Origin of the sequence: Gottfriedia acidiceleris (assembly GCF_050457485.1) — a bacterium.
GTDB lineage: Bacteria > Bacillota > Bacilli > Bacillales > Bacillaceae_G > Gottfriedia > Gottfriedia acidiceleris_D.
The window spans coordinates 364826-382606 of the sequence record NZ_JBCMJM010000008.1 but is presented as its reverse complement, the minus strand read 5'-3'; the positions used below and the strand labels follow the sequence as shown (position 1 = coordinate 382606).

The 17781-nt window shown below is 35.2% G+C and carries 13 protein-coding genes; 12 read left to right on the top strand and 1 reads right to left on the bottom strand.

Annotation, left to right across the window (positions count from 1 at the left end; translation table 11 throughout):
- Positions 1-8 precede the first annotated feature (8 nt).
- Positions 9-161: a VOC family protein gene (locus tag ABEY15_RS10510; protein ID WP_429890021.1), complete on the bottom strand. Its 153-nt coding sequence runs from the start codon at positions 159-161 to the stop codon at positions 9-11.
- 242 nt (positions 162-403) lie between these two features.
- Between ABEY15_RS10510 and hutU the strand changes: the two genes are divergently transcribed.
- The 12 genes from hutU to ABEY15_RS10450 all read left to right on the top strand — a co-directional run bounded on the left by hutU (position 404) and on the right by ABEY15_RS10450 (position 17676).
- Complete coding sequence (gene hutU, locus ABEY15_RS10505; protein WP_429890020.1) at positions 404-2080, top strand: urocanate hydratase; 1677 nt, start codon at positions 404-406, stop codon at positions 2078-2080.
- Positions 2080-3336 (top strand): imidazolonepropionase, encoded by a 1257-nt coding sequence (gene hutI, locus ABEY15_RS10500; protein ID WP_429890019.1) that lies wholly within the window; start codon positions 2080-2082, stop codon positions 3334-3336. The genes hutU and hutI overlap by 1 nt, the downstream gene beginning before the upstream one ends.
- Positions 3337-3406: 70 nt before the next feature.
- Positions 3407-4714 (top strand): MFS transporter, encoded by a 1308-nt coding sequence (locus tag ABEY15_RS10495; RefSeq protein WP_429890018.1) that lies wholly within the window; start codon positions 3407-3409, stop codon positions 4712-4714.
- Between the two features lie 144 nt (positions 4715-4858).
- Entirely contained in the window at positions 4859-5122 is a 264-nt protein-coding gene (locus ABEY15_RS10490) for a YiaA/YiaB family inner membrane protein (RefSeq protein ID WP_429890017.1), read from the top strand.
- Between the two features lie 150 nt (positions 5123-5272).
- Positions 5273-5593, top strand: coding sequence for an ArsR/SmtB family transcription factor (locus tag ABEY15_RS10485; RefSeq protein WP_429890016.1), 321 nt, complete (start codon positions 5273-5275; stop codon positions 5591-5593).
- Positions 5593-6048: an SRPBCC family protein gene (locus tag ABEY15_RS10480; RefSeq protein ID WP_429890015.1), complete on the top strand. Its 456-nt coding sequence runs from the start codon at positions 5593-5595 to the stop codon at positions 6046-6048. Before ABEY15_RS10485 ends, ABEY15_RS10480 begins: the two co-directional genes overlap by 1 nt.
- A 290-nt stretch (positions 6049-6338) precedes the next feature.
- Entirely contained in the window at positions 6339-6764 is a 426-nt protein-coding gene (locus ABEY15_RS10475) for a MarR family winged helix-turn-helix transcriptional regulator (protein WP_429890014.1), read from the top strand.
- A complete protein-coding gene (locus ABEY15_RS10470) occupies positions 6748-7086 on the top strand; it encodes a DUF3147 family protein (RefSeq protein ID WP_429890013.1) in 339 nt (112 codons plus the stop codon). The genes ABEY15_RS10475 and ABEY15_RS10470 overlap by 17 nt, the downstream gene beginning before the upstream one ends.
- Before the next feature lie 78 nt (positions 7087-7164).
- A complete protein-coding gene (locus ABEY15_RS10465) occupies positions 7165-7548 on the top strand; it encodes a YkvA family protein (RefSeq protein ID WP_429890012.1) in 384 nt (127 codons plus the stop codon).
- Between the two features lie 258 nt (positions 7549-7806).
- Positions 7807-9048: a helix-turn-helix domain-containing protein gene (locus tag ABEY15_RS10460; protein ID WP_429890011.1), complete on the top strand. Its 1242-nt coding sequence runs from the start codon at positions 7807-7809 to the stop codon at positions 9046-9048.
- Between the two features lie 328 nt (positions 9049-9376).
- Complete coding sequence (locus ABEY15_RS10455; RefSeq protein WP_429890009.1) at positions 9377-13480, top strand: S8 family serine peptidase; 4104 nt, start codon at positions 9377-9379, stop codon at positions 13478-13480.
- Positions 13481-13557: 77 nt separating this feature from the next.
- Positions 13558-17676: a S8 family serine peptidase gene (locus ABEY15_RS10450; protein WP_429890007.1), complete on the top strand. Its 4119-nt coding sequence runs from the start codon at positions 13558-13560 to the stop codon at positions 17674-17676.
- Positions 17677-17781 lie beyond the last annotated feature (105 nt).

Below are 17781 nucleotides of genomic sequence, written 5' to 3'. Positions count from 1 at the left end.
AGTACCTGTTACTGGATGTTGAAAACTGGGGATTCAATCTGGCTTCTATCGAGCGTAATACCAAGGAGTTTACAATACCAATTAACTGATTTTTTTAGATCCTTAACATGGATAAAAACATAGTTAACTTTACTAACTATTGGGGAAACAGCTGATTTCATGAAGATACCGCCTTTCGAATTAATCAATTAATCTATTCAACATCACTTATTTTATCCTTTTATTATAGTGATAGTTTTCATTTAAAATAGACTAATTAATTAATAGAAAATGAAATAGTTTATAAAAATATAAATTAAAGTTAAGTGATGTGAAATAAAATATAAAATAATCACTATTTTATAATAAAATATCGGAAAATTCGTGTTAGACTGAAAATATCACATCAAGGGGGTATTAAATTATGAATACGGTTACAGTCGATAAAGTAGTTAGATATAGAGGTACGGAATTAAATACAAAAGGTTGGCAACAAGAAGCAGTTCTTCGCATGTTAATGAATAATTTAGATCCAGATGTAGCAGAGCGTCCAGAGGATCTTGTTGTATATGGTGGAATTGGTAAAGCAGCTCGTAACTGGGAGTGCTTCGATGCGATTGTTGATTCATTAAAGAATTTAGAAAACGATGAAACACTATTAGTTCAATCTGGTAAACCAGTAGCGATTTTTAAATCTCATACTGATGCACCACGTGTTTTAATTGCTAACTCAAATATAGTACCTGCTTTTGCTAATTGGGATACTTTCCATGAATTAGATAAAAAAGGTTTAATGATGTACGGTCAAATGACAGCAGGTAGCTGGATTTATATCGGTTCTCAAGGTATTGTTCAAGGAACTTACGAAACATTTGCTGAATTAGCAAAACAACATTTCAATGGCACACTTGCAGGTACAATTACTGTTACTGCTGGTCTAGGTGGAATGGGTGGAGCTCAACCACTTGCTGTTACAATGAATGGCGGAGTTTGTATCGGGATCGATGTAGATGAAACTAGAATCGATCGTCGTATCGAAACTAGATATACGGATGTAAAAACAGATTCATTAGATGAAGCAATTCGTCTTGCTGAAGAAGCGAAAAAAGAAGGAAAAGCATTATCAATCGGACTTGTAGGAAATGCTGCTGATATTTTACCAGAAATGATTGCTAGAAACTTTATTCCAGAAGTATTAACTGACCAAACGTCAGCGCATGATCCATTAAACGGTTATACACCATCAGGAATGTCATTAGAAGAAGCTGCAGAATTAAGAGCTTCAAATCCAGAACTTTATGTTGCTCGTTCAAAAGCTTCTATGGCAACTCATGTAAAAGCAATGCTTGAAATGATGGAAAAAGGATCTGTGACATTTGATTACGGTAATAACATCCGTCAAGTTGCGAAGGATGAAGGAGTAGAAAATGCATTTGATTTCCCAGGATTCGTTCCAGCTTATATCCGTCCACAATTCTGTGAAGGTAAAGGACCTTTCCGTTGGGTAGCATTATCAGGTGATCCTGAAGATATTTACAAAACTGACCAAGCTATTTTACGTGAATTTGCTGATAATGAGCATTTATGTAATTGGATTCGTATGGCTCAGGAAAAAGTTCAATTCCAAGGCTTACCTTCTCGTATTTGCTGGTTAGGTTATGGAGAGCGCGCTCGTTTCGGTAAAATCTTAAATGACATGGTTGCAAGTGGTGAATTAAAAGCTCCAATCGTAATTGGACGTGACCACCTAGATTCAGGTTCTGTAGCATCTCCAAATCGTGAAACTGAAAGCATGATGGATGGATCAGATGCAGTAGCAGACTGGCCAATCTTAAATGCAATGATTAATGCAGTTGGTGGAGCTACTTGGGTATCAGTTCACCACGGTGGTGGAGTAGGAATGGGTTACTCTTTACATGCTGGTGTTGTAATTGTTGCAGATGGTACGAAAGAAGCAGAAGCACGTATTGAGCGCGTACTAACAACAGACCCTGGAATGGGTGTAGTTCGTCACGCTGATGCGGGTTATGAGCTAGCTAAACAAACTGCTCGTGAAAGAGGAGTAAATATTCCAATGCTAGATAAAGGGACTGATAAGTAATGACAAAACCAATTTGGATTAAAAATGCAGCTCAATTAGCAACGCTTGCATCTGAAATAAAAGGACCTCGCTCAAAGGAAGCAATGTCAGAGCTTGGTTTAATTGAAGACGGTAGCTTATGGATTGAAGATGGAGTTATCCAAGCTGTTGGTACAACAAAAGAAATTCAAGATCGCTATGCAGAAAAAATTCATGAAGCAGAAGTAGTTGATGCATCAAACCAACTTGTTACTCCTGGGCTAGTGGATCCACATACACATGTTGTGTATGGTGGAAGCCGAGAGCGTGAATTTGAAATGCGTCTTGAAGGTGCAACATATATGGATATTATGAATGCGGGTGGCGGAATTCATGCGACTGCCCGCATGACTCGTGAAGCGACTGAAGAAGAATTGATGGCACAAACGATGCGTCGTCTAGATTCATTCATTGCACATGGCGTTACAACTGTGGAAAGTAAGAGCGGTTATGGAATGGATTTAGAAACCGAGCTAAAACAGTTAAGAGTTATGAAAAAATTAAAATATATGCATGCAGTTGAATTAGTTCCTACATTTATGGGTGCTCATGCAGTGCCGAAAGAGTTTAAGGGACGAGAAGACGAATTTGTTGATCACTTAATTAACGACATGCTACCAATCATCGCAGAAGAAAAACTAGCTGAATTTAATGACGTTTTCTGCGAAAAGGGTGTATTTACGCCAGAACAATCAGAGCGAATTTTAGAAGCAGGTAAGAAATATGATCTAATTCCAAAAATTCATGCTGATGAAATTGAACCGTATGGCGGAGCGGAATTAGCAGCAAAAGTTGGAGCTATTTCAGCCGAGCATTTATTAAAAGCTTCTGATGAAGGTATTGCTGCAATGGCTAAATCAGGAACAATTGCTTGTCTTCTTCCTGCAACAGCACTTTATTTACGTGAAGATGCTGCAAAAGGAAGAAAAATGGTTGATGAAGGGGTAGCTGTAGCTATTTCAACAGACTGCAATCCAGGTTCTTCACCAACAACTTCCATGCCACTTGTAATGAACTTAGCTTGTATTTCAATGAGACTTACTCCAGCTGAAAGCTTAACAGCAGCAACATACAACGCTGCGTGTGCTATTAATCGCCAAGATCAAATCGGCTCACTTGAAGTTGGAAAACAAGCGGACATTATATTATGGAATGTTAAAAACTATCAAGAATTACAATATTTATTTGGTGTTAACCATGTGAAATCTGTTTGGAAAAAAGGCGTAAAGATTGTGTAAGTAAAAGTAGAAAATGATAAATCAATGGGGGTCCCTTCTGATATAAATTTAATAGGAGGAACTAGCTTTAATGAAAAATAATTATAGATTCTTTATCATTTTTATGATCATTATGATCACAATTGTAAATTATATCGATCGAGGTGCAATTGCATATGCACAGGCAGAGATCATTAAAGAGTTTGGATTAAGTCCTATAAGTTGGGGGGAAATCCTAGGTTACTTTGGGTATGGGTATATATTCGGAGCATTATTTGGTGGGGCTTTCGCCGACAAAAAAGGTCCTAAATTTATGTGGTTACTTGCGGCAACTGCCTGGTCAATATTTGAATTAGGCACCGTATTTGCTGGTAATTTAGGTGCGACTTTATTTGGTGGATCAGCTTTAGCTGGATTTGCAGTTTTCCGAGTATTATTTGGACTTGCAGAAGGACCTACCCTCTCAACAATGAATAAAACAATGGCTAACTGGGTTTCTCCGAAAGAAAGAGGGTTTGCAGTTGCCCTTGGTTTAGTAGGTACACCAGTAGGAGCACTGATTACTGCACCAATCGTAGTTGCTCTATTATCAGTTGCAAGTTGGAAAGTGACATTTATTATTCTTGGGGTAGTTGGTTTAATTTGGGCATTTATTTGGTCTAAAGTATTTACAAACCTGCCAGAAGAAAATCCAAACGTCACAAAACAAGAACTTGAGTTAATCCGTTTGAATAATCCGGTTAGTGGAAAAAGTGAACAAGAATCTACACCATGGTATTATTTTTTCAAAAATCCTAATCTAGTAATGAATGCAATTGGTTATTTTGCCTTTTTATATGTAAATATATTATTACTTACTTGGACGCCAAAATATTTACAAGATGAATTCGGGTTTTCATTAGCATCACTAGGATTCGTTGGGATGATTCCATGGATTGGAGCTATTTTTACAGGATTACTAGGCGGGAAAATATCAGATTCACTTCTTAGAAAAACAGGGAATTTACGTATTGCTAGATCTTGGTTCACAGTTATTTCATTATTCTTTACAGCAATTTGTTTCATGCTGATTCCAACAGTTCACAGTGCTACAGCAGTCCTAATCTTAATGTGTATTGGTAATGCATTTAACTATTTACCAAACTCAATTTATTGGACAGTAGTATTAGATACGGAACCTAAAAAAGCTGGAACATTCGGTGGCGTAACACATTTCATCGCAAACTTAGCTACAATTATTGCACCAACCTTAACAGGTACCTTAGTAGCAAAACATGGATATAGTGCAATGTTTATCGCAGCATCAATCGCAGTAACATTAGGAATGGTTGCAATGATTTTTGTTAAACCTGGGAAACGAGGACAAACTGATAGACCTTCGAATGATCTTGCGAGTTAATAAAATAAAAAAAGAGAAATTGTTTCGGCGATTTCTCTTTTTTTGTTTTTGATAAATCTTCCAAATATTGGTATCTGTTTTATGTTCTAACAATTATTGAAAATTATTAAAATAGTAATACCTAAAAAATAGGGGGGAAAAAAGTTGAAAAAAAGAAGGAGAAATACTCCATATTTTACGTTTTTAGCTTGGGCATCTTTCTCTATTTTTAGTGTTCTAACTTTTATTGGACTTTACCATTTAGAAGAACCATTGTATGTAAAGGGATATTATTTAATGGGAGCTATTGGAATTATTGTATCTTCATTTATGGTTGCAAAAGTTACGCGTGATAACCAAGAAGATTTGGAAGACGAGCAATTTGAGGAAGTGAAAAAAGGGAAAAATGAAAAAAAGTTAGAAAGTTAATAAATGATAATTCAGTCGCTAATGCGGCTATTTTTTTGTTTAGAAAAATGAATTTTGTTCAATAAAGAGAATAAATTATTAATTTCAAAAAGGAACTTAGTGAACTTGACATGCAACTAATTAGTTGCTTATTATATATGTAATGGGAAGGTGAATAAAATCGATAAAGTTTTTAAAGCACTTGCCGATTCAAGCCGTAGAAAATTGCTTGATGAGTTATTTATAAATAACGGACAAACATTAAGTGAATTAAGTCAACATCTTGATATGAGTAGACAAGCAGTCACAAAACACCTAGTATTACTAGAAGAAGCAAATCTTGTTGTAATAGAATGGCATGGTCGAAATAAACTCCATTATCTAAATCCTGTACCAATTGGTGAAATTTCCAAGCGATGGATGTACAAGTACGATCATGGTCGCTTAGAGGCATTGAGTGATTTGAAAAATGAACTTGAGGAGGATCAATAATGAATAAACCACAATTTGTTTATGTTACATACATCGCAACTACACCCGAAAAACTATGGGAAGCTTTAACAAGTACTCAATTTACTGAAAAATACTTTTTCGGAACTGCAATTGAATCTGATTGGCAAGTAGGATCAAGTGTTTCTTATTTACGTAATGGAGAGGTTACAGACTACGGAACTATTTTGAAATGTGAACCAAATCGTTTACTTTCATTTACATGGAATCACACAAACGATCCGACGAATCGTAAAGAACCATCAATCGTTACATTTGTGTTGAAAGAATTAGAGTCGACAGTTAGATTAACGTTGAAACATGAAAATCTAGAGCCTACTGATTTAGTAGATCGTGATGACACGTTTGAAGGATTAAATAACGGCTGGCCAGCAATTTTAAGTAATTTAAAAAGCTTGCTTGAAACAGGAACTACATTGCCACCTATTTCGATTTAAGATAGTATATATGGATTTTGAAAGGGACTCTCCATAAGTCAGGTTAACTGACAGAAGGACGTCTCTTTTTTAATGTAAAATAGTTTATTTTAATTTGGGATCATTTATTTGCTCAGATAAACTTCTAATTTGCGATTCATTAAGACTTATTTGCAAACTCTACTAAATCCATTAGACTTTTGGCACACCCTCATTTTTATCTCCTGACTTTCCATTTTACATCTATCGTATTATAAGATATAATCTATCTATAAGATATAATCGTATTATGCGATACAAGGAGAATAGAAATGGATAAAGAAATAAAACAACTGAACCAATTATGGACTGATATTTACTATCTTTTACGGTATAAGCATAAAGAAAATATTACGCACCAAAGTGTTCGGATTTTACAAATTATCGATAAAGAAGCTGAAGTAGGAATAAAAGATATTGCTGAAGGAATTAAAGTCTCTCACAATACAGCGTCAGAACATGTTAAACGTTTACTAGAAAAAGAATATGTTTATAAAACTCGTGGTGAGATTGATCAACGAAAAGTAATCCTAATGCTGACTGATTTAGGGAAAGAAGTATTGTTACAAAACTCAAGTTTAAATGAAGAAAAGCTTCAACAGCTTCTTTTTGAACAGATGACAGAACAAGAAAGAGAAACGATTTTGAAAGCCTTTAATTTAATGAAAGAGAGGGCTCAAAATGTACTCGATTATTAAAATATTTACTTCAGCAATTATAATCGGAGTTATAACTGAAATAGCACGCCGATTCCCTACACAGGGTGGATTGATTGCGGCATTACCTATTGTTAGTCTATTAAGTTTAATTTGGCTAAATGTTCAGGGCGAACAAGTACAAACTTTAAGTAAATTTGCGTATGGTGTTGTACTTGGGATTCCGGGTACGGTAGTTATGTTATTAATTATAGGAGTAGCGCTTCAGCACTCATTTCATTTAGTTGCTTCAATCGGACTTGGCATTATAGGATGGCTTGTTTATATTTTTGCTCAAGATTTAGTAGTAAAACATTTGTTTTAAATTTCGCGACTCTTTTTACATTATAGATAAAACGCTTTGATATAATGAGTTAAAGTAAACGCAATTTTAGGAGATAAAATGCTTAAAAAACTAAAAATATGGGCGAAGAATTTAAAGCGACAAATCTTCACACTTTATTTTGCTTGCAGGGATGAACGTGTTCCGTGGTATGCAAAAGTATTCATAGTTTGTGTAGTAGCATATGCTTTTAGTCCGATAGATTTAATTCCTGATTTCATTCCAATTTTAGGCTATTTAGACGATGTAATTCTCATTCCTTTAGGTATTTATATCTCTTTAAAGCTTATACCGGGTAATGTAATAGTTGACTGTGAAATGAAAGCAGAAGAAATGATGAAAAACGGTAAACCTAAAAATTGGATAGTCGGATCATTCATTTTGATGATTTGGTTAGTGATTTTTATTTGGGTAATTTTCAATGTTTATCAATTAATAAGTTAATATTTTCAGACTGAATGAAAAAACGGCTGTCCTAATTAAGGGTAGTCGTTTTTAATTTTTTTATGAAACTTTGTAAAAATTTTATTGAATATGCACTTCTATGATTAATGTCACATGCAATTGCTAGATTAGTACATATGCCACCTTGACAGTTCTCCATTAGAGATTTCTAATTAATATAGTAGAATTTTAAGAATTTTAAATTTTATCGAAGTACATAATAGATTTTCAAACTCATGCTAGAAAGAAGGTAGTCAGTTGAATCTTAAATTGTTCCACAAGATAATGGATCATATGAAAGAAAGAAACATGAATCTAACTCAATTAGCGAGAAGTTCTAGTATTCATTTGACCGAAATTAGCCGTATTTTAAATCATAAACAAACACTTTCTTTACGTAATTTAGATGGCATTACTGCAGCTTTAAATCTGAACGAAGGTACCTTATATTTAGATTATATTGAAGAATGTTTTAACGAAAATGGGGTATTAGATAAACGAAGAAGTATGGAATTTTTATATAAATGTGGTTTTTTTGGATATAAAGATCAACTTACTATTATTTTTAGTAAAGTTTTAGATGAAAGTCAGAAAGTGATTCTTAAGAAGAATTTAAATATTATTTTTTTAGTTGCAGAAAAGCTTTTTGAAGAGAAAAAAGTATGGGAGGCATTACCGCTTTATGATTGCATTATTGAGAGTTTGCCTGAACATAATTCAATTCAGTTGGCGAAAAGTTATTATAGAAAATATTGTATAGTCAGGATAACGGAAAAAGGGCATGATGCTGAAGTACATGTTTTGAGACATTTAACAAATTTGACTAAGGAGTTTCAATTATCAACTTATTTATGGATTATGGCTACTTGCTATATCCGCCAGAATTGGAAAAAGGTAATGTATTATGCAAAAACATTGGAGAAATATTCCAAAGGCGGAGACTATTATGGTAGAGCACTTCTTTATCAAGGTTTTGCATTGCTTCGTCTAGGTGGCTCATTGGAAGAGGTTTTATGTATTATAGATCGCTATTCAAAAGTTAATGAATATTACAGAGACTTAGCTGATGGAAATAGATTTATCGCATACTTAGAATTTGAACAATATGAATATGTGGACACGTACCTTGACTGGTTAGAAGATAGGGAAGATATATTTGTTGGTTTACCTAAGATTTTAGAAGTTTATATAAAACTTGGGCGAATTAAAGATGTTGAATTTTTGTTAAATCGATATGTTCATATCTTTGAAGAATTGGCTAAAAGTAAAGAGCCATTTAGGCAGCAAATGCATTTGAAATTCCGTTATTCACACGCTTTATATCAGTGTGCAAGAAATAAAATTACTGAAGGAATACATGAAATCTTGGATGTTGCCATTACCGCAATAGAACTAGGTGTATCGAAAGGGTATGGAAAGTGCCTTTTGATGTACTGGAATTATAGACATAAAATTAATTCGGAGCATGAACGAAAATACATACAAATACTAAGTAGATAACTTGATAGTCTAAATAGAACAATATCCACAAGGTAATTATTCCTTGTGGTTTTTTGTGTTTCTCCGTGAATTGCACTCATATTCTACTATTTTTAGTGACGATTATGACGATCCCGAGCAAGAAATTGACCATGAAAAGGAGGGCTACGAGTAATAGCCCATATAACAACGAAGTTCACGGCCGTATTAATAAACTCGTCTTTCTTGTCATTAAACAACATAAGGAGACATTTTTTGTTTATTTGACAGAATTTTCAAAATAGTAAAATTCCATAAAGTCTTTTTATAATAAAACGCGTAAGACTATCTAATTGAAGGGAAGAGAAGGATGAGAAAGAAGATTACCAATCGTATCACTCCATTGACGCTAAGTATGGGGCTAATTTGCAGTACATTTGTACCGATATCTGCTGTTTCCAATGTACATGCTCAAACTACTTCATCAATTGAGCAAGTATTATCAAAACTTACTCCAGCTCAGAGACAAGCTTTAAAGCAACTTCAAACAAGCGATCAAACTGGATTACAAATTTCATCGGATGTCAATTTAGAATCTGATAAACCAATCTCTGTCATCGTTGAATTCAAGACAAAACCATCTAAGATTGCGATGCTTGAGTCTCAGCTTCAAGGTGAAAGCTTATCTTCATCAAATGCTAATCAATTAGTTGTGGATTCACATGAAAATTTCGAAAAAGATGCAAGTAAGATTTTGAAACAAAAGACATTTAAAATTAAACGTTCATATAAAACAGCCTTTAATGGTGTTTCGATGACGCTTCCTGCGAACCAAGTTAAATCATTGTTGAAATCAAATACTGTAAAAGCAGTTTGGAGTGACAGTGAAGTACATATAGATCCGCCTGTGGAAATGAAGTCAAATAGTACAAATGAATCATACAATTCCAATGCAAAAATGCCAAATAGCATGCCATTTTTGGGAATTGATAAGCTTCACGATGAAGGATACACAGGTAAAGGAGTCAAAGTGGGCATAATTGATACAGGTATTGACTATAATCATCCTGACTTAAAAGATGCCTTTAAAGGTGGATATGATTTTGTAGATAATGACGCTGATCCAATGGAAACTTCGTACGATGATTGGGTGAAAGCTGGGAAACCGGGGTCAAGTGGCGGAAATACTTATTACACTGAACATGGTACACACGTATCTGGGACGATTGCGGCTAGAGGGAAAAACAACTCACCGAATGCATTAGTAGGTGTTGCGCCTGATGCAGACTTATATATGTATCGTGCTTTAGGGCCATATGGGTCAGGAACACTAGATGCTATCATGGCAGGGATTGATAAAGCAGTTCAAGATGGTATGGATGTAATAAATTTATCACTTGGAACTAATTACAATGACCCACTGTTTGTGACAAGTGTTGCGATTAATAATGCGGTACTACAAGGTGTGACGGCAGTCGTTGCCGCAGGAAATGCAGGAAGCAATTCATATACTGTTGGTTCTCCAGGAGCAGCGGCTCTTGCATTAACTGTTGGGGCAAGCGATGTTCGCACAACAGCATTACAGCCAAAAGGAAGACTGCATTCGAATACAGGTGATTTACCTGCTTCTATGATGGAGATCAATGCAGAGGATTTTGACCATCCTATTGCTGATTTTAAAGGACAAACGCTACAAATTGTTGATGTAGATAAGGGACTTGAAGCAAATTATGCAGGCAAAAACGTTGCTGGAAAAATTGTCTTGACGAATATTTTTTATGCAAATGTAAGTACAAAAATTGCAACTGCAAAAAAATATGGTGCAAAAGCTGTTATTCTTTATGATCCTGATCAAACTTACAGCTCTTTAGGTTCTTTAGGTAAAAATCCTAATTATCTTCCTACTTTTTTCATACCAAAACAGGAAGGAACTGCAATTTATAACCAATTAAAACAAGTTGGAGAGGCTTCCTTCTCTTTTGATGATGTAAAAGAAGTAGTTTTATCTGAAGGAGATCATTTAGCAGCTTTCAGTTCAAGGGGTCCAACAAAAGTGACCTATGATATTAAGCCAGAAATAACAGCACCAGGTGTACAAATCCTTTCAACGGTTCCATCTTATATAAATGGTCCGAATTATATTGGAAACTATAATTACGCTTACCAACAACTATCAGGAACATCAATGGCAACACCTCATGTAGCTGGTATTGCTGCTTTATTACTTCAAAAAAATCCGAATTACACACCAGCTGATATAAAAACCATTTTAATGAATACGGCTGATCCATTAAAAGATGCATACAGTGTATATGAAGTTGGAGCAGGACGAGTTGATCCTTATGAGGCAATTCATTCTGATGCTGAAGTTCAAGTTTCAGCTGAAACACCTACAATTAAAAACGATAAGGAAAAGCAAATTAAAGAAAAAACAGGGGCGATTAGTTTCGGTACATTGGCGCCAAATGGTCAAAATGTAGGAGATAAACGAACGCTTACAATCTATAACAATAGTAAACAAGCTAAAACTTTTAATGTAAAGGTAGAGTTTCAAAAGGACCAACTAGGATCTAAAGATGCAGATGCAAATGGAGTAGGAATCGTAACCGATAAAACAATTAAAATAAATGCAGCTTCTAAAAAGCAAACTGTTGTTTCAATTTTTATTCCAAAAAGCGCTTCACTCGGAACGTATGAAGGGTATATTACATACACAAATCAATCGAATCCGGATGAAGTTTATCAAGTACCTTTCGCAGTTCGCCTTGTTGAAAAAGGAATCTATGGGATGGTTGTATCACCAAATGTCTTTACAACAGAAACGGATAGCTTCCATTTAGCACTAAATAATAATGCGAGTCTTATGTTTGAATTTAAATCTCATATGCGATATGTCGATCTTGTTTTAGAAGATGCAAAAACAAATAAAGAGCTAGGATATATTGGCCAAATTGACGGTATCCCATTAATGGATAACGTAACTTATTACTTACAAAAGGCATTTAATGGAACATACTATCCACTGACTGATGATGACAAAAATCCTATTGCAGATGAATCTGTCATGGCACCAGCAGGGGCGTACAAAATCAAATTAGTTTCAACTGAAGATGATGGTACTACTTACGTAAAAGAACAACCTGTATACATTGATAATGAAAAGCCAACAGTCAAAGTCGATCAACCTGAAGGAGTATATGAATACGAACCTGGACAGCAGACATTCCAACTAAAAGGGTCAATCTTTGATGGAGAAATTGCTGATATGAATGCGAATGGGATGAATCTTACTCAATCCGCTAACAAGCTAATGTATAGCTACAATGAAGCAACTTATAAAACAATGCCTGTAAATGGAGATGGGACTTTCTCAGTTGACATTCCTATGCTCGAATCAAAACCACTTTTACCAGTGCAAATGTACGGACTAGATGCAGCAACAAACAAGGATTACCGTAGCCCTAAACAATACTTCTTTGTAAAAAAAGGGACGGCATATGCAAAATCTCAAGCAGATCAACAAGATGTGAAAATGGGTGAAACATTTAAATACACATTATCGATGAACAACATAAAAGATCTAAAAAAAGCTGAGTTTACTTTTAAATATTTAAAAACTTATTTTGATCTAATTGATGTTAAGCCGAATCCAGAAGCAAGCAAATACGGTAATGTTACGATTAATCAGGAAATTGCTGACAGTGGTACATTAAGAAACATGAAAGTCACTGCGACATTACCAGATGCAGTAAATGCGTCAGGTAATATTCCATTAGTAGATATTACATTAAAAGTTCGAGACGATAAATTCATCAAAGAACCTACTATGCTTGCGAGTTTAATTTCATCCTATACAGATACTTCTAATAATGTACTACAAGTGCCGAGTGCAAGTTTTTATGTTTCGATGGTTCCAACCTATTCTGAGACGTTTGGTGATGTAAAGGCTGAAGGACTAATGAGAAATGGTACTCCTTATTTTGGTATTGACCATACAATGATTGGTGGATCAATTAAGGCGGTTGATGTGAATGGAGTTGCTTATAATGCTGTCATTTCAAAACAGCCATCTTTCAATCTATCAAAACTCCCAATTACAAATAAACCTTTAACATTCATCATGGACATTCCTGGTCATTTCACTGTAAGAAAACCTTTCATGATTAGCGATAATGACAATGGTAGTTTAATAGGGCAACGCATGCTATTTAAATATAATACTGCAATTGCTGGAGATGTAAACAAAGACGATGCGATCGATGTACTTGATGCACTTTATATCCAAACGTATTGGGGGTCAAGTAAACGTGAGGCTGATATTAACTTTGACGGAAAAGTAGATGCAGCAGATATGGGATTTGTAGAGAAAAATTATCTAATGAAAAATCCGACAGCTCCGAATGCACCGACTCCGAAAAAGAATTATAAAGGTCAAAATTTAGAAAGTGTACTTAAGACACTTAACATTCAGTAATAAAAGACAGTCTATGGAAGTTGAAACTGTAACAAATTGTTTTATCATTGCTTACTTAAAAGAAAAGGGAGAACGAGATGAGAAAAAACATTACGAAATCAGTTACTGCACTTGCTATAGGAACTAGTTTGATTGCTGGAAGCTTTGTATCGTCATCTGGAATCAAACCAGTTAATGTACAAGCTGCAATGAATACGGAATCCATTTTATCTAAGCTTACGCCAGAGCAAAGAAAAGCTTTAACGCAATTAAAAATGAGCGATCAATCTGGTCTTCAAATCAGTCCGGATGTTAATTTGAACAGTGATGAGAATATTACAGTAATCGTTCAGTTTAAAACATTACCATCTAAAACTGCTGTCATGTCTGCGAAAGCTGAAGGTAAATCATTAAGCGTATCACAGGCAAATCAACAAGTTGAATATTCTCATTCAAATTTCCAAAAGGATTTATCAACCATTTTTAAAAATGATAAAAATAAAACACCATACACGATTAAACAAAAGTATAAGCATGCATTTAATGGTGTATCGATGCAAATTCCTGCCAATAAAGTGGAGGCATTAATGCAATCAAAAGCTGTTAAAGCTGTATGGGAAAGTAAAGAAATAACAGTTGATCCTCCTGTTGAACAAGAAAGTACTGAAACTGGTGCTGATTTTCCAGAAGGAGATGTAAATCCATTTTTAGGAGTGGACAAGCTTCATGAAGAAGGATATACAGGTAAAGGAGTAAAAGTAGGGGTAATCGATACAGGAGTTGACTACAATCACCCAGATATTAAAGCTGCTTATAAAGGTGGGTATGATTTTGTCGATAATGATAATGATCCTATGGAAGCAACCTATGATGATTGGAAAAAATCAAAAAAGCTAGAAGTTAATGCAGGGGCAACATATTACACGGTACACGGAACTCACGTTTCTGGAACAATCGTTGGTCAAGGGACAGCTGACTCTGAATATTCAGTTACGGGAATTGCTCCTGGCGCTGATTTATATGTGTATCGCGTACTTGGTCCATACGGAAGAGGATCATCTGAGGCAATTATCGCAGGAATCGATCGAGCTGTAAGTGATGGAATGGATGTAATCAATCTATCACTCGGATCTGATTACAATGATCCAATGAATCCAATTGCCTTTGCAATAAATAACGCGGTATTGTCAGGTGTTACAGCTGTATTAGCAGCTGGAAATGCTGGAAACGCTATGTATACGGTTGGAACACCAGGAAATGCACCATTAGGATTAGCTGTTGGGGCAAGCAGTGTACCGACTACGATTGCAGAACTTAAAGGTTCGGTTCAAACAAGTACTGGAAAAACGGCTTCAGACATTCGCTTAATGGCGAAGAGTTTTACAGACCAAATTCAAAGCTTTGTTGGACAAAACTTACCGGTAGTAGATACAGGTTATGGAGCTTTTGCTGATTATAATGGTAAGGACGTTAAAGGGAAAATTGCATTGGTTCAGCGTGGTAGCATTACATTAAATGACAAAATCAAATTTGCAAAGCTAAAAGGAGTAGCGGCACTATTTATCTACAATAATGATCCGAAAGAAGGATATGTTCCGAACTATTTAGGTGAAGGTGTTGCAAATATTCCTACATTCGCTTTAACAAATGCCCAAGGACTAGATTTATTACAAAAAGTAAAAGCAGGCGATACTTCCTATTCAGTTGAAAAATTAGGTGAAGTTAAGACAGAAGGGGACAAACTTGCTCCGTTTAGTTCACGTGGTCCTGCACGTGTAACGTATGATATTAAACCTGAAGTGACTGCACCAGGAGTAGATATTCTTTCTACAGTGCCAACACATTTCGCAGGTAGTGCATCTCTTGGTGACTATAAACATGCTTATGCACGTTTATCTGGAACATCAATGGCAAGTCCGCATGTAGCTGGTATAGCAGCTTTAATTTTACAAGCTCATCCGGATTATACACCTTTAGATGTAAAAGCTAACTTAATGAATACTGCAGATCCACTGAACGATAAATATAGTGTTTATGAAGTTGGTGCAGGGCGTGTAGATGCATATGAAGCAGTACATGCTGGAGCAAATTTAGAGGTACTAGATACTACTGACACAATGATTGGCAATAAAATGAAAACGATTAAGGAAACGACAGGAGCAATTAGCTTTGGAACATTTACTTCAACAGGGGTAAATAGAGAAGATCATCGTAATGTAGTATTAAGAAATGATAGCAAGGAAACGAAAACATTTGATGTAAAAGTAGTCTACCAGTCTTCAAGAATATCAAAAGATGCTGTTGCTAATAATGTAAAGATAACAGTAGATTCAGAGCTAAAGGTTAAGCCAGGCCAACAAAAGAAACATGCAGTATTTATTGATATTCCAGCAAATGCTGAAAAAGGGACATACGAAGGATATATTGTTTACACGAATAAACAAAATCCAGATGAAACATATCAGATTCCGTTTGCAGCACGTTTTGTAGAGGAAGGTATTGAAGAACTTGGAGCATTTCCGTATGCATTAACTAGTAATACGTATGACAATCACCCATTTACGAGACCACGTACAGATCTATACTTCCAATTGAAGTCTCATATGCGTTATATCGACGTAGTACTGACAGATACAAAAACGAATGAAGACCTTGGAATTATTGGAACATTAGATGGAATCGCTGCAGACGAAAACGTTCTGTATCGCGTGGCGAACGGATTTGGTGGAACTTATATTCCGTTCTCTGCAGATCCAAATAGTCCACTAGTTTACAAGTATGTGCAAGCAAAACCAGGATTATATAAAATTAAATTTATTGGACGAAATGATCAAGGAAAGACCTTTACTTCCGAAACAAAAGTCTATATCGAGGACAATAATCCGACTGTTCAACATAGTCTACCATTCGGAGTTTACGAATATGAAGATGGTCAACAATCAATTCCGTTTTCAGGGAAAGTGTTTGATAAAGATATTGAAGATATGAAGACAATGGGATTTGATATCGATCAGTCATATAACTCAGTTGTAGGTTATTATGATACATTTATGGGCCCATACGGATGGGTTGCATCACCTTCAGAAGAATTAACTGTTGACGAAAATGGTAACTACAAAGGTGAAGTTAAATTAAATCCAAACGCTAATTTTACAAGATATTACTCATTTGCGATGGACTCCGCGTCAAATGGCGATTTTGGAAGAATGAATGAAACGCTTTTTGTTAAAAAAGGTAGTCCATATGTAACAGGTAGCTTGAATAAAGAAACGATTAAAACGGGCGAAACAGTTTCAACTACTCTATCTGCACATAACTTAAATAAAACAAATAAAGTATCATTTGAATTTGACTATGCGCCGTACAACTTTGAAATTGTGGATGTATTGAAAAACTCACAAACAAAAAGTCAAATTAGCTCAGTAACAACTGAAGAATCAAATTCAACGAGTGGAAAACATATGAAAGTAACAGTGGAGTTAACAAAGCCAGTTTCTGGTGAAGTACCACTTCTTGATATTCAAGTAAAAGCTAAGAGTGATAACTTTAACAAGGGCTGGTATGAACTTCAAGACCTAAAAGCAAGTGTTACAAATAAATCTGGTACAACAGAAAGTGCACCTGGATTTATGAAGTCGTTCAGAGTATTACCTACGTTTTCACAAATGGCTGCAAAATTAATTCCTGAAGGTTACTTTACACCACAAGGAATGCAGATTGCTCCTTACGATTACTCAAAAATTGGAGCTAAAATCAAAGTAATGGATGATCAAAATAATGTTTATACGAATGTTACTGTTCATCCTGAGGCGTTTTTTGAAGTATTCAATCTTCCATTGTCAGATAAACCATTTACAGTTGAAATGGCTGTACCAGGTCACTTCACAACGAAAGCGATCTTTACGATTGGAAAAACTACCGAAAATGGTGTACTTGGAGAAGCAAAATTAATTGGTGGTATTAGTCTAATTGCTGGAGACGTCAATAATGATGATGTCATTGATGTAAAGGATGCAATCGCGATGAAATCAAACTGGGGTACAACTAATCGTGCAACAGATATTAATTTCGACGGTACAACGGATGAAAAAGATTTTGCCTTCATTGAGCAAAACTATATGATGAAAAATCCAACCGTAACAGATGCTCCAAAACCAGTTAAGAAATATCAAGGTACAACAATCGATCTTGTTAAAACGCAATTAGGAATTAACTAGAATCGTATGATTAAAAGACAATCAAATGGGAGAAATCCTAGTTGATTGTCTTTTTTTGTTGTCAACAGAACACTGAATTCGATATTCAATAAAGACCACAAAGTG